The following is a 13985-nucleotide window of genomic DNA, read 5'->3' as shown; positions in this document are numbered from 1 at the left end:
TGTGGCCTGGCTGACACATTGCGCGGCATGCCGTCTTTGCGGGGTGCGGGGTCGACATGACGCCTCGCGCACCGCTTTTTGCCCCCGTCCTTGTGGCGGGGGCAATGTCGTTGTGGCGTGGCAATGTCCTAGGGTATATCCCGAGACATGAACCACCCCGGTTGAAACCGAATCGAAAGGTTCGTACGATAAATCTTCATGTCTGGTAGTTCAGACATCCGAAAGTCCGCAGTCGGCCGCAACCGGCAGCTTCCGCGGGCACGGAACATAACTTTGGAATTTCGAGGAGTCTAGCCGTGGAATTGTTGTCCAGCAGCACGTTCTGGATTGCGCTGGGGTCGATCATCCTGACCAATATCGTCCTGTCGGGCGATAACGCCGTGGTGATCGCGCTCGCATCGCGCAACCTGCCCCCCGCCCAGCAGAAGAAGGCCATTTTCTGGGGTAGCGCCGCCGCCATCATCATGCGCGTGGTGCTGACCGTGGCAGCCGTCAAGCTGCTGAGCCTGCCGTACCTGAAGATCGTGGGCGCCGTCCTGCTGGTCTACATCGGCGTGCAACTGCTGACCGGCGATGACGACGAAGATGGTCATGACGCCAAGGACAATATCTGGGCAGCCATCCGCACGATCCTGATCGCCGACCTGGTCATGTCGCTGGACAACGTGGTGGCCGTGGCCGCCGCCGCGCAGAAGGGCCCCGAGGGCAGCCAGCTGATGCTGCTGATCATCGGCCTGGGCCTGTCGATTCCGCTGATTGTCTTCGGCAGCACGCTGCTGCTGAAGGTGATGGAGCGTTTCCCGATCATCATCGTGCTCGGCGCCGCGCTGCTGGGGTACCTGGCTGGCGAAATGCTGGTCAGCGATCCGGTGGATGCCGAATGGTTCCAGGTCCACGTGCCGCATGCGCATCTGGTCTTCGGCGTGATTGGCGCGGTGCTGGTCGTGCTGATCGGCAAGCTGATGCGCCGCAGAAGCGCACAGACCGCCTGACGATTGCATCGGGCAGTATAGAAGTCGTATCGCGAGCCTGAAACGGGCGACCCACTACGGGTCGCCCGTTTTGTTTTTACAACACCCGAATTGCAGCGTCCGCACCACGGACTCCTGCGAATTTCCAAACAATTCCCACATTTCTGTGGGAATTGTCCGAGGTCATTGGAGCCTCCCCAGCGTTCTTCCGATCATGACCCCGGTCACGCGCCACATGCCTTCGGGCACGCGGCACGTGGCTGAACTTCCAATCCACACGTCGGCTCGACGACGAAAACGAAAGGGTCAATATGCAACGCACAATCCACGCCATCCATCACGGCTCGCACCGCACCAGCGGCCATGCCGCGCCCGCATTCCAACGAGGCTTCACGCTGATCGAACTGATGATCGTGGTGGCCATCATCGGCATCCTCGCGGCTATCGCCGTTCCGCAGTATCAGGACTACGTGGCGCGCTCGCAGTTCTCCGAAGGGGTCAATCTGGCATCGGGGCAGAAGGCGCCGGTAACCGAGGCGTTTTCCAACACGGGCAGTTGTCCCAACAACACCAGTGGCGCGGCCAGTGGCATTCCTGCTTCAACGTCCATTTCCGGTAGTTACATCGCCAGCGTGCAGGTCGGCGGCACCGCGACCGAAGCGGGCGGCTGCACGATCACGGCGAACTTCAAAGATAGCGGTATCGCCAAAGGCCTGACTGGCAAGTACGTGACCCTGACCATGGGCAACGCCGACAAGGGCTCGGTGACGTGGAAATGCGAATCGTCGGCCGACAAGAAGTATCTGCCGCAAGCGTGCACGCAGCTCTCGAAGTCGACAGCGGAATGAGCGTCTGGACATACCGCGCCCGCGGCGGCTAGCTGTGCCACCGCCGGAAGCGGCTCGGAGCGATCCGAGCCGCCTCCGGGACAAGGCTGACTGTGGCGATACGTGACGTCTTTGTCGCGCCTGCCTGCAATTGCGACATTGCCTGCCGCCTTGCCCTGTATCAATCCGTAGGCGCCGTCACTCCCTTGAAGATTGCCGTGCCGATTGCCCTGACGGCTGTCGGCGCAATGCCATTCCAACAACTTCTTCAGAAGGGGGTCAACATGCACTATCAACACGGTCGCCACGCCGGCTTCACGCTCATCGAACTGATGATCGTGGTCGCAATCATCGGCATTCTGGCATCGATCGCCATTCCGCAGTACCAGGACTACATCGCACGGGCGCAGGTGTCCGAGGGGCTGACGCTGGCGTCGGGACAGAAGGCGTCGGTCACGGAAACGTTCTCGCAAACCGGGACTTGCCCGAACAACGCAACCGCGATGGCCAATGGCATTCCCGCTGCTGCTGATATCAATGGCAAGTACGTGGAGCGCGTGAATGTTGGCGGGACGGCCAATGACAGTGGCAACTGCACCGTCATCGCGACGTTCCGGCAGTCTGGAGTCTCCAAGGAACTGAAAGGCAAGGCCCTGACGCTGACGATGGAGAATGCCGACAAAGGCTCGATCAAATGGAAGTGCGAGTCAGACAAGATCGCACAACGTTTCCTGCCGCAGTCATGCGTCGGCCAGGGCAAAAAGGCATGATGCCGGCCCCGGATGCCGCCCCGTGCCGTCGTGCATGCCCGCACCCGGGCTGTGGCTTCACCGTGATCGAACTGATGATCGTCATGGCGGTCATCGGCGTCCTCGCCGCTGTGGCCATGCCAATGTACCAGGTGTACGTTGCCCGGGCGCAGTTCGCCGAGGCACTGCAACTGCTGGCGTCGGAAAAGAACGAGGTCGCCGCCAGGTTCGAAGAGACAGGATCCTGCGTGCACAATCCGAGACTTGGGGGCGCACGCGATATGGTCACGGGGCTTCTTGACACTGAAGTCTCGGGAGCATCGGGGCGGTACGTGCAGCCGATTCGCGTAAGCGAGACCGCGCGCGGTCATCGGTGGGTAAATCCGGACCGACCGCAGCAGCCAGGCTGGGAATACTCGCGCGGCAGCTACGCGGTTTACGAAAGAGGGTTTTGCCGGATCGAGACCACCTTCAAGCAGGATGGCGTCGCAAAAGTCTTGCAGTCCAAGAAAATTGAACTCGAGACCAACGGCGACTGGGAAAAATACGCGGACACAAGCCGGACCCTGGGGCGTGTGTGGGTCTGCAAGACGAACGTGGATGCACGCTACAGAGTCGCCGAATGCGAAGGCATGTGAGCCAGGCGGCGCCACGGGGCCGGGGGCACGCTATCATGGCGCCTTTGCCCCCTTGAGCCCCTGCGCGCATGCCGCTGCACCGAGCCACGCTTCCCGCGACGGCGATTGTCGTCGCCTTTACCCTTCCGTTTCTGGTGTCGCGGCATACCCTGCCGCTGGCGACGTTCTTTGGCGAATGGACCGCCGCGCTGCTCGGGGTGGCCCTGGTGGCCGTGCTGGCCCTGGTGCGCGTCGATGTGTCGGGCTCCCGGCCACGCAAGGCGTTTCCGTGGGTTGCGGCATTCCCGCTGTGGCTGATGGCGACCACGGTGCTGCAGGCGGCCTCGGGCATGGCCGATGTGTCGGGCAGCCGCCTGACCACGCAACTGGTGCTGGGGCTGGGCACGGCCGTGATGGTGGGCGCGTGGCGCATGGGGCAGGCGTCGTCGGTGGATCGTCGGGCCAGTATCGTCGATGCGCTGGCGATCGCCTTTCTGGTGGCCGGGCTGCTTGGCACGCTGGCGCAGTGGGTACAGGTCTTCCATTTGGAGGAGCAGGCGTTCGGGCTCGTCTCGGAATATTTCTATGACACCAATCGCCGGCTGTGGGGCAACCTGAATCAGCCGAATCATCAGGCGACGCTCAACGGGCTGGCGCTGGCCGCCGCCATCTGGCTGGCGACGCGCAGCTGGCTGCAGTTTCCGTCTTGGCTCGTGGCGACGATGCTGCTGGAAAGCGGCATTGTGTTGTCCGGATCGCGGACCGGCCTGGTACATGTCGGGCTGACTGTGGTCTACGCGCTGCTGGCGGCCGCCATGGCGCGCGGTACGCCGCGGGGAGCCAGTCCGATGCACCGGGCGCCCGGTCTGGTCGCCGCTGCGGTGCTGCTGGTCGCGGGCATCGTGGCACTGCAGCCGGCCATCAAGATGGCGGGGCAGGCGTTCGACTGGCGGCTGTTCGATACCGTGTCGCAGTTGCAATCGGGCAACCAGATCTCGTATCGCGGCGCGCTGTGGTCACAGGCGCTGGCGATGTTTCATGCGCATCCGTGGCTCGGCGTCGGCTACGGCGAATTCGGCTGGGCACAGTTCCAGGTGGCATCGCAAGCGCAGGTCGTCGCAGAAATGTCGCTGCATGCGCACAATGCGATGCTCGATCTTCTGGCGAAGACCGGGGCGGTGGGCACGGTGGGAGTCGTGGTCGTGCTGGCGGCCTGGTTCTGGCGCGTGATCCGCGACCGCGTCTGGCGTGGCACGCCGACCGAACGAAGCATGGCGGTGCCGGGCCTGATCTGGCTGGCCATGCTCGTGGCGCACTCGATGCTGGAGTATCCGCTGCACTATCTGTACTTCTTCCTGCCGTTCTGCTTTCTGCTGGCTTGGCTGGAGCCGTCGGGCCTTGGCCGCCCGTGGCCGCGCGCCGGCGCTATGCTGGCGAGCCTGGCGTTCGTGGCGGTGTCGGCGGTGGCGCTCGTTACCCTGTGGCAGGACTACAAGCGCGTCGAGGCGCGCGAGTACGCGAGTGAAGCGCATCGCGACGCCTTGCCGATGCCCCGTTTCTGGTTCCGTCAGCATGCGGCATCCGACGTCGCCGAGCACACGACCATCACACCCGATAGCGCGGCCGGCCTGCTGCCGGCCCATATCGACGCGCTGCACCTGCTGCCCACGCCCAACCTGATCCGCCGCAGTGCGTGGCTGCTTGCGCTGACTGGCGAGCAGGACAGGGCACGGCTCTGGATGGAGCGCCTGCGCTATTACTATCAGGGGGATGAGGCGGCACAGTTTGGCGTGCTGTCACGCGATTGCGATGCACTGGGCGCCGATAGCCGGCCGCGCGAGTTCTGCGCGTGGGTCCACCTGCGCGCCCAGCGCGGTCAGCACCGGGCGACGCAGGACAGGACACAGGACAACTAAGGCAGGAATCAGCGTACGTAGCCCGGCGGAGGCGGGGGCGGATAGTACGGCTGGTAGTTGGACGGCGGCATCGCGGCGCGCACCGGCGGCTGTGCCGTCACCATCTGTCCATAGACCGGCACGCGATTGCCGCTGGCGTACATGCACTGGACATAGGCAGCGTCATAGGCGCGCTGCGAGCCGTATCCGGCGTTGTACGAGTTGCCGGCCCCGACTGCGGAGCCGGTCAGCAGGCCGACACCGGCACCCACGGCGGCGCCCTGACCGCCACCAAACGCCGCACCCGCCGCCGCGCCCAGCGCGGTGCCCACCACGGCGCTGCCCACGGCCGCCGCGTTGGCGTTCTGCTGCGGCGTGGTGCCGCCCACCTGCCCGAAAGCGAACTGCCGGCAGTTGTAGTCGTCACCACGGAACTGGTCAAACGTCTTGTTGGTGCCCGGCAGCGCCATCACGCTCGGGCCCGACGGCATCACCGCGCAGGCACCCAGGCCCAGCGACGCGGCCATCAGCAAACTCAGCGAACGCAATCTCATGAGGAGGCTCCAGGAGCAGGGACGGGGGCCGCGGACGACGGCGCATGGGGCTGCTCACGCTGCCAGCCGCCGGGGCATTCCTTCACGTATGGAAAGTAGCCTTCGGGCCGGGCGCAGTGATACCACCAGGCGTTGGGCGACGACCCGTCGGTGACGGTGGGATTGCCGTCGCTGCCCTGTTCGATGTATTGCGGCGGTTCCGCCGGAGGCGCCGCCACGACGGCCGGTGCCGGATAGTAACCAGGGTAGTAGCCCGGTGCGTAATACGGTCCATACGGATACCAGCCGGGGCCCCATCCCGGCCCCCATCCCCAGCCCGGCCCCACGTAGACACCTACGCCCACGTGTCCGTGCCCGTGCCCGCCACGGTAATACCCATGGGCCAGAGATGTCGTGCTGTACCCCGCCGCGCCCATCGCGGCCAATGCCAGAACGATCTGGCAGAGCTTGCGCCCGTTCATGATGTGTACCTCGAGTTCCTGCCTGTGCTTAACGTCCGAAGCTGGCGCCCGGACGACTGGCGGCGGCCGCCATGTCTTGCATTGAATATCAATTTGCCGCCGGCAGGGACCTTTCCGGGCATCCGGAAATGTGGCGTTACCTTCATTACGGGCGGGACGAAGAAGGGGAATGTGGCGGCACGGGCGCGCGACAGGGCGCTACAACCCCGACTTACGGCGCCACCCAATCCCCCGACTTCCCGCCATGCTTTTCCAGCAGCTTCACATTGCCCATCACCATGCCCCGGTCCACCGCCTTGCACATGTCGTAGATGGTGAGTTGCGCCACCTGCACACTCCTTATAAATCAGAGGCTTACGAGCATTGGAGTGTTCGATCTCGACCAAATTCGTTGATCAAATTGGACAGCGCTTGGACAGAACTTGGACAACATTCATCTGTAGCCAAACGCGCCAGTGACAAGTTTACGGGATGCAACGGCGCTTGGCGACAGGTGGTGTACTCTTTGCTGTTGTGAGAGTAATGGATTGCAGGTAGGCATGCCGCACGTGGTTTTACGTACCACAGGGTCTTAGGCGGCTATTGCCCCATCGTCGTTCGCCGCTGCTTCCTGCGGTCGTGTGGCGAATTGCCTGAGGACCTCGCGCATTTCTGGGTTCTTTGACAGCTCGTCCACAAATCCAGCGAGACATGGGTAGCCGCCCATCTTCACCGTTACGTTGTAGAACCATGTCCGTACTAGCTCGGCTAGCTCGCTGCTGGTGTACTCGTCGGGGTTGATCGACCGTCTCTGAGTCCTCTCAACGACCGTGGCGAGGTTGGCGATACTACGGGGAGTGCGAGGCTCCCTGTCAAGCTCTTGTCTCTTTACCGTTTGCTCTGTGCTGGCAAACCGCTTTGCTTCATCGTCCAATTGCTGGAACTCTCCGATGCTGATGTTTCTGAGCTTGAGCAAGGTGACCAGAGGAACCTCAACTCCACCGACGCGAATGCAGAGGTCGTTCCAAGGCGTTCCCGTGGGAGTCGTGTTCCGCTGACGGTATTTGTAGGTGGTCCCATCGATGGAGACACCATCAGCAAAGAATTTCGTGGGTTCCGGCTGGGATGAGCTATCTCCTCCCTTTACGATTCGCTTGATATCGGTGCCTGTAACCAACCCAGCGGCCTCGTATCCATGACGGCCAAGGATGTCAGCAGCGTAGGACTGCTGTTGCGCACTGAGCTTCCTTGACATGATCTTGGGATCGAAGCCAGTCTTGCCTTCATGCTCTTCGATGAGAATGCTCAGCTTGTGGTTGGGTTCCTTCGCAAGCTCGGGGTTCTGGCAGAGGATCTTGGCTAGCGTAGTGGCCCAGTTTGGGAACTCACTGACAGGGAAGACTACGACCTTGGCGACCGCTTCGACCCCCTGCGAGGCAGCGATAGCTACTTGCTCCTTGGCAACTCGTTCGGTTTCTGTGCGGACTGACTCCAGCACGGCTAGTTTTTCGTTGTACATGTGTGAAAGTTTTGTTTTCTGACCAACGGCAGATGATGATTGCGTTGGCAATTGATAGGGCTGAAAGCGACACGCCCCTAATTCACTGTGGAATTCACAGTAGTTTGGTGACCCCCTAACAGACCTATGAAGATCTCAGGTGGGTATGTTTGAATAAGAGGAAGGGTCCTGTTATGGACATAATCCATAATGTGAAATATTAATCACTATCAATATCTCCCTGCTTGTACCTTGCTACGGCGTTTCCTCATCCTTATCCAGTCCTCCCAGAGCTTTACGGGAATAGTGTCGATGTATATGTCCCATGACTCATCAGAGCTGGGCCATCGACCATAACTCCAATAAAAATTGACATCACACTTTGCTGTTGCTTTGGCAAAGGCTGCTTCAATATCTCTGTCTTTACGGTTCCATCCATTTGCGACGCCTGGAGGTCTGCCTATGGGCTTGCCACGTTGCTGTGCAATGCGATGAGGCTCATTCCCCTTTGGTAGGGTCCTTTCGGGATGGTCGGTCCTTACCCTTTGGCCTTTTTTGTGGTCGATGGGTTTGGCTAATCCTGCTGCCGCTAGCCATACCTGTTGCTCGGCTTCCGATACTGTCATTCCGTCTCCAAGGGCAGTGGAGTTTTGACGGTCAGCTGAGCGGGGAATGTCTGGGATGTTTGGAAAGTCGCCTGTGCTGGAAACGCATTGGGCCATCGCTGCAATAACGCAGGCTCCAATTCCTCGCGATAATGGGTTTCATACGCATTTGCCTCCTGGTCCAACCGGTCTCTCAGCACCTCCAACGAGAAATCTTGCGGTGTCCCAAGTGCTTCGGATTCTCGAATAAGCTTCCATTCGTCTTCAGTCGGGCAAGGATCAAAAGCACCTCCAGGGCCACGGTTGGCGGGTCGCTGCCTACGGTAATTCTCGGGTGAGAAATAGGTGCCTTTCGATCGGTTCAATGGCATAGCGATTGCAGCAAGGTTTGCGAAACAGTGAAGGCCTGTTGCCACGTGGACACCGTCTCCGTCTTGCGCCCGTTTGGGAACGCCATGGTCGATTTCCATTCCCTGCCGCACGCCTGTGTAACTGCGCTGTACAGCCGGGCGCTCAATGTCGTGCCAACCGTGCATTACTCCGCCGGTTGTCTCGCGCCAGTTCGCAGCAGCGTTGGCCTCCCGCGCCCTTCCAGCGAATTGCTCATCGGACTTAAGCTTGGTTGCGCGGTGTTCCCGTGCATGGGCGTTCATCTCTTCGCGCTGCCCTGGGGTTGCCAAACGCTTCTCTAAGGCTTCTTCAATCTGTCGTCGCCTGGACGCGCGGTAAGCATCGTCAGAGTGGTATTGCTCCTTCGCTTTAGCATTGCTGCGGCCATTGCGTTTGTCGTTACATGCCTTGCATATGCCGCGACCGCCAGCCACAAGATGTGTCGTCCAGTCGTGCGCCTTGCAGTACCAATCTATGGTCTTAAGACCGGCTTGATGAGCTTGGTCGAATGCCTTTTTCTTCTCGCCCCGTTTTGGGATGGGTCTGTCCGTTTTCATGTATTCATTCCTGACATTTTGGGTGTGGTTCTCTCTGATATGAGGGGTCATTGATAAGTGCTTGATTCGTAAGGGCCGGCGCTCGTGAACTCTGGGGCGATGCTTGCCCAACCAAGCTACATGCGCTGGCTGGCGGGCCGCTCGTTTCCCCGCAGTGAAGGGTCATTGCTAACCCTTTGATTTGGCGGGCATTTCATTAGATAAAATCTAAGTGGCGCTTGGGCCTCATCTAATCGAGTGGTAGGGCTAAAAGGTGGGGAGAAACGAGGAAATGACGCCTGAGGACTGCTAGGCGGGGAGTACCCTTTGGAAGGAACGGGAGCCCCTGCGCGTTGCTGACCCAGTCAGGGGTGTCGCAGTGGGGGCACTGTGGCGGACATGCAGGCTTGGGAGCACTTTCCCGACAGCCGAGCGTGGCGAATTGGGGTTAGCACTTTCCCCAATATGGCAGGGTATTGCTAAACCTCTGATTTCATTGATATTGCATCAGATAAAATCTAAGGCTTCGGGAACGCTCTCAATTGGCGCGACGGGGACGTTATGTAGGCCGCTAGGCCGATCTGCTGAACCCCGACGAGGGACCTTCCACAGGTGGCCGCGAGAGCGAGGACTGTAGTCTTTTTCTCGTAGTGGGCGGGTATTAATAAGCCCCTGAATTCATTAGGATTGCATCAGATAAAATCTAATGCTTATGGAGGGAGCAGAGCAGTCAGAGACGATGCTCGGCAAGTAGCAACCTCAGACATTCTTAGAACTTGCTTGGACCCTGTCTCGCAGACGCATGATGGTTTGACGGCTGGTGCCGAAGTCCCTTGCAAGCTGGGCCACAGAAACGCCTTGGGTGAGCTGTGAGCGCACAGCTTCCTGATCCGCCAACGACAGCGCTGACGGCCTTCCAAAGGCCTTGCCTTCGGCCTTCGCCCTACTGATGCCTGCGGTCGTGCGCTCGATGAGCAGGTCCCGCTCAAACTCAGCCACGGCGGCAAGGACTTGCATGGTCATCCGTCCCGCTGCACTCGTCAGGTCCACGCCCCCCAGAGCCAGACAATGGACCCTGATGCCATCAGCAGCCAGCCTATCAATCGTGCTTCGCACGTCCATGGCATTGCGGCCCAGTCGATCCAGCTTGGTCACTACCAGCACATCCCCGCTCTCCATCCGATCCACCAAGCGAGAAAAGCAAGGGCGCTCAAACGCTGCGACGGACCCGCTTACTACCTCAATCTCAACGCGCTTAGCCTGTATGGCGAAACCTGCCGCTTCGATCTCCCTGGCCTGGTTGTCGGTGGTCTGGTCGGATGTGGAGACGCGGCAGTAAGCGAAGACTCTGGACATTGGGCACAGTGATGTACGAAAAGGATGTACGTATCATACGCGCTGTACGAAAGATGTCTAGGGTTACTTTCGTACATGCCATTTGAGTACAGTCCGAATGGGGTCGGTTTCGTACATCCGTATCAAGCCAGACCTTTTGTCCCTCTTGCACGGGTTTCGATTGATTGAGACCGCCAGGGGACGTGGGGCTTGGCAATTTTTCAACCGGATTGGAAAAGTACCCCCCCCTACGTAGCGGGGCGTACATGATTCAAAAAAAGTGTTAAACCTCTCGCTGTCTTCGTTGTTGTTCGAGCACTCGTTGAGCAGCGGACCATCAAAAAATGGCTGAGCAGACGAAAGTCTCAGCGGTATCGCCTGGATACCCCCCGGAGGTCAGCTTTGACACCCACAAACGCGGATGCAACAATGCCAGCGCCGCGTACCGTTCCTTGGAAAATGAGAAGAATGAAAGGTAAGGAAGTTCTTGATGCTATCGGCGTGAGAGACACCTTTTCGGTGTTCGCCAATGCATTTCGTCAACATGAATTGGACGTAATTGGGCAGGGGTGGAATCGGACACGCGCTAAGCTTGAAGCTCGCCTTGCAGACCCGAAGCACTCCGAGGCTACCTATGATGCGCTGCTCAAGTCTTACGTCGATAACGTGCTCTACACCCACAAGGCGGTCATGCTGTGGGCAGTGGAGCGCAGTCTGGCTCAGGCTTTGGCCAATGAACTCGATGCATTTGTGGCGCAGGATAGTCCCTATCGCGCCTCGTATCCTTTGCCTCTGCCAAGCACTTTGCTGAATGAACCCCTCCCTCTTGGGGTGCCGACCGCAGTGGATCGATCTGATGGGCGTCACACGCTTATCTATGCATCTAAAAGGTCCATCACGGAAGAGGAAGTGCTGCCCCAAGAGAGTATCCCTGAATCCCTTAAAGGGGCAGGATTTACTGAGCTAGTGGCAAAGAAGAAACGGATTTTTCCTGTTTTCGATAGCATTTCGGTGAGTCCCGAGAGGGGGTTGGTAGAAATGCGAATTGATCAGGCGAAAAGCATGTCTGAAAAAGACGTGTTCAAATATCGCGAGACGCTCCGTGCACGTTTCAATGCTCGGGCGAGTGAGTTACTCGGCGTTGACAATTTGTTGGGTAATGCGCTCAATCTTGTAGATGCATTACATGTACTTTACTCAGGAAAAGACTGGGTAGTCCAAAGAATTGGTCACGTTAATGAAGGGGGCTATATTAACTCCAACCGTGGTCGTCATCGAACCAGTGACGTTCGCGTGGACAAGTACCATAAGAATGGCGAGGCGGCGATTGATCATCTTCAATTGTGGAGTATTAGTGCCGTATTTAACTCTCCATCCAAGGGCAGTGCTCCTGTTCTAATCTTGGAGGGTCATTCAAGCATGTTGAGCGCCGTGGAGCCGTTCATGGACTTGGCGAGAGTGATTGATTGCACGAGTCAGCAGGATTACGATCTTGTGTTGGGTACGCTCTTGAATTGCTTGCGGCCGGCGACTGCAACGGCACCAGTGTTGCACACACTCTCAAATGCTCTTGCAAGTGAGCCTCAATGAGCTCAGCCCAAATAATGCGTGATATTAAAAGCCTGGGCATTTCTCAGCCTGAGGTTGCACGCATTTGTGCGGCGATAGTTATTTATCTTGAGGGCGGTGAATTTGATCGCCAACTTCACCTTACGTATTCTATTTTCAAGCGACTTGTTTCTCCAAGGACGGATTCGGATCTGTTGGCGGCCGTGCAATATTTGACTGGAGCTAAAGCTAATCTCTTAGAGATGCGGTATGAGTTTCTTGATGAAGATGGTGAATACCATCCAATCTCCAGGTCGGTGGTATCTACCGCGGCGAAGCTCAATGCCCTTGAGCATCCGGTTAGTGGCGAGTTGGTACAAGATTATCAGGCCTCCGTGCTTGTGTATTTTACTCCGACGGAGCACGCCCGCAATAGCCTTCAGAAGCGAGGAGGTTGAGTGTTAGGAGAGGACTCGCTTGCTAAGCTTGCCGCGCTTGCCGCTGTCGATTCACGTACCGAATTGTTCATTAAGAGGGAGCTTGTTGAAACATACGATGATTTTATCGATGTCCTATATCGAGACCTAGATCGCGTTATTGGAAAGCTGCAAGAAAGAAAACAGCTCTATCACGATTCGACGGAAGATCCCATTACGATGTACATCGTGGATTTACTCGACGAACGAGGCTACTCCGTGGCGCACGACACCAAAATTGGGGGGCATGTTGATATCGTCGTGCGAGGCCGCGACCCCTCTTTCTTATGGCTTTGTGAGGCCAAGCGAGATAAAGGGCCTGAATGGTTGGCGGAGGGCTTCGAGCAATTATGCTTACGGTACTCGAATGGAGGGCACAATCATCGTCACGGAGGGATGTTGGTCTACTGCCAGGGAAAGTTTGCGGCCAGAATCATGACAAATTGGCGGCGGCATCTCGTGAGTTTGGTGCAGTTTGAAGAGATCGACGTAGAGGATTGTCCGAGGAGCCCTCTGGCATTTGTGAGTGAGCATATCCATGATACAAGCGGACTTTCGTATACCGTTCGGCATATGGGCGTGGCCTTATATCATAATCCAACGGTATGATGGATTAGTTAGTTTTTCATGATTTCATTGTGTGAGAACTGTGGCGTAATGATGGTTATGGAAGATGGACGATATCGAGCTGTTTTCAATGGACAGGGTGCGGCACCAAAGTTCCAAGAGGGATGTGGAGCGCTCGTTACGCCGGTTCGCACTCGCCTTTGACGTGAAGGACCGAACATCAGGCGCTTACAAGGCCTGGAAAGACAAGTCCATTTCGCTGGACGTGATCAATAGAATGTTCGGGTCATTCGCGAACGCTTGTTCTGCGTTTGGTATTGATTGTGGCGGGAAAAAAGTCCGCTACACAGATGACGAGTTACTGGTTTTCTTTGAGGAGCTTTGGCGCTGGCGCGGTCACAAACCAGCTTTGGGGGATTTTGCTCGGTTCAAAGAAGAAACGGGAAAGGGAATACATTATGATGTAATTCGTCGACGTTTCGGTCCTTATATAATATTTCAGCGCCTTTTTTCAGAGTACAAAAGAAAAATCATAACTAAGGAGGTGCTTTTAGCCGAGGCGAAGCCGACGCAATGCCGCCGCACCGCAATCGGTCAGCGGGTTCGCTATGATGTCCTCAAGCGAGACGGATATCGGTGCACACTTTGCGGAGCATCGCCGGTCGAAGATGCTGAGACGGTGCTAGAGGTTGATCATAAAGTCCATGTAAGTAAAGGCGGGGGCTCAGAACTCTCGAACTTACGTACCCTCTGCCGCCAGTGTAACAATGGACGGGGTAATCGGGATTAGATACCGGTGGCGGACGCATCGGTCTCACGGTCTGTAGCATAGTCAGCCCGGTCGTATGCGGCAGCCGGATCGGCGGCACCCTCCAATGCCTGTTTTCTGCAATGTTTCATTCCCATTTCTCAGTGATTTAGAAGCGCCGTAGGTGCCCTCAACGCGCCCAGCGATCATCTCAGAGATACATTCTGCA

At 58.0% G+C, this 13985-nt stretch carries 15 protein-coding genes and 1 pseudogene; 9 read left to right on the top strand and 7 right to left on the bottom strand.

Going from position 1 to position 13985, the window contains the following annotated elements; translation table 11 throughout:
- Positions 1-296 precede the first annotated feature (296 nt).
- From BLQ58_RS05300 to BLQ58_RS05280, 5 genes are all read left to right on the top strand, one after another.
- On the top strand, positions 297-992 hold the full coding sequence (locus BLQ58_RS05300; RefSeq protein WP_092595240.1) for a TerC family protein: 696 nt from the start codon (positions 297-299) through the stop codon (positions 990-992).
- 290 nt (positions 993-1282) lie between these two features.
- Positions 1283-1819 (top strand): pilin, encoded by a 537-nt coding sequence (locus BLQ58_RS05295; RefSeq protein ID WP_092595238.1) that lies wholly within the window; start codon positions 1283-1285, stop codon positions 1817-1819.
- Between the two features lie 263 nt (positions 1820-2082).
- Positions 2083-2568, top strand: a complete 486-nt coding sequence (locus tag BLQ58_RS05290; protein ID WP_092595542.1) for a pilin — start codon at positions 2083-2085, stop codon at positions 2566-2568.
- Positions 2565-3185, top strand: a complete 621-nt coding sequence (locus BLQ58_RS29660) for a pilin (RefSeq protein ID WP_368086168.1) — start codon at positions 2565-2567, stop codon at positions 3183-3185. Before BLQ58_RS05290 ends, BLQ58_RS29660 begins: the two co-directional genes overlap by 4 nt.
- 68 nt (positions 3186-3253) lie before the next feature.
- Complete coding sequence (locus BLQ58_RS05280) at positions 3254-5080, top strand: PglL family O-oligosaccharyltransferase (protein ID WP_092595234.1); 1827 nt, start codon at positions 3254-3256, stop codon at positions 5078-5080.
- Positions 5081-5088: 8 nt separating this feature from the next.
- Here BLQ58_RS05280 and BLQ58_RS05275 read toward each other — a convergent pair whose 3' ends face one another.
- From BLQ58_RS05275 to BLQ58_RS05255, 7 genes and pseudogenes are all read right to left on the bottom strand, one after another.
- Entirely contained in the window at positions 5089-5613 is a 525-nt protein-coding gene (locus tag BLQ58_RS05275) for a glycine zipper family protein (RefSeq protein ID WP_092595232.1), read from the bottom strand.
- Positions 5610-6074 (bottom strand): hypothetical protein, encoded by a 465-nt coding sequence (locus BLQ58_RS29390; RefSeq protein ID WP_092595230.1) that lies wholly within the window; start codon positions 6072-6074, stop codon positions 5610-5612. The genes BLQ58_RS05275 and BLQ58_RS29390 overlap by 4 nt, the downstream gene beginning before the upstream one ends.
- A gap of 211 nt (positions 6075-6285) precedes the next feature.
- Positions 6286-6408 (bottom strand): annotated as a pseudogene (locus tag BLQ58_RS05265) (cyclic pyranopterin monophosphate synthase MoaC); the annotation flags it as partial.
- Between the two features lie 237 nt (positions 6409-6645).
- Entirely contained in the window at positions 6646-7572 is a 927-nt protein-coding gene (locus BLQ58_RS05260) for a hypothetical protein (RefSeq protein ID WP_092595228.1), read from the bottom strand.
- 209 nt (positions 7573-7781) lie between these two features.
- Positions 7782-8177 (bottom strand): hypothetical protein, encoded by a 396-nt coding sequence (locus tag BLQ58_RS28695; protein WP_139186060.1) that lies wholly within the window; start codon positions 8175-8177, stop codon positions 7782-7784.
- Positions 8174-9154, bottom strand: coding sequence for a hypothetical protein (locus BLQ58_RS28690; protein WP_139186059.1), 981 nt, complete (start codon positions 9152-9154; stop codon positions 8174-8176). The genes BLQ58_RS28695 and BLQ58_RS28690 overlap by 4 nt, the downstream gene beginning before the upstream one ends.
- 687 nt (positions 9155-9841) lie before the next feature.
- Entirely contained in the window at positions 9842-10438 is a 597-nt protein-coding gene (locus BLQ58_RS05255) for a recombinase family protein (protein ID WP_092595226.1), read from the bottom strand.
- A 447-nt stretch (positions 10439-10885) separates the two neighbouring features.
- Here BLQ58_RS05255 and BLQ58_RS28685 point away from each other — a divergent pair, with 447 nt between their 5' ends.
- From BLQ58_RS28685 to BLQ58_RS05245, 4 genes are all read left to right on the top strand, one after another.
- On the top strand, positions 10886-12007 hold the full coding sequence (locus tag BLQ58_RS28685; RefSeq protein WP_029051287.1) for a hypothetical protein: 1122 nt from the start codon (positions 10886-10888) through the stop codon (positions 12005-12007).
- On the top strand, positions 12004-12423 hold the full coding sequence (locus tag BLQ58_RS28680; protein ID WP_029051286.1) for a hypothetical protein: 420 nt from the start codon (positions 12004-12006) through the stop codon (positions 12421-12423). The genes BLQ58_RS28685 and BLQ58_RS28680 overlap by 4 nt, the downstream gene beginning before the upstream one ends.
- Complete coding sequence (locus BLQ58_RS05250) at positions 12424-13050, top strand: hypothetical protein (protein ID WP_049815910.1); 627 nt, start codon at positions 12424-12426, stop codon at positions 13048-13050. It abuts the gene before it with no gap.
- A gap of 64 nt (positions 13051-13114) precedes the next feature.
- Positions 13115-13798, top strand: a complete 684-nt coding sequence (locus BLQ58_RS05245; RefSeq protein WP_092595224.1) for an HNH endonuclease — start codon at positions 13115-13117, stop codon at positions 13796-13798.
- Positions 13799-13985: the final 187 nt, after the last annotated feature.

The sequence above is a fragment of the Ralstonia sp. 25mfcol4.1 genome (assembly GCF_900104095.1).
Taxonomy (GTDB): Bacteria; Pseudomonadota; Gammaproteobacteria; order Burkholderiales; family Burkholderiaceae; genus Cupriavidus.
The sequence above is the reverse complement of the archived record's forward strand: the minus strand, read 5'-3'. Positions and strand labels throughout refer to the sequence as shown.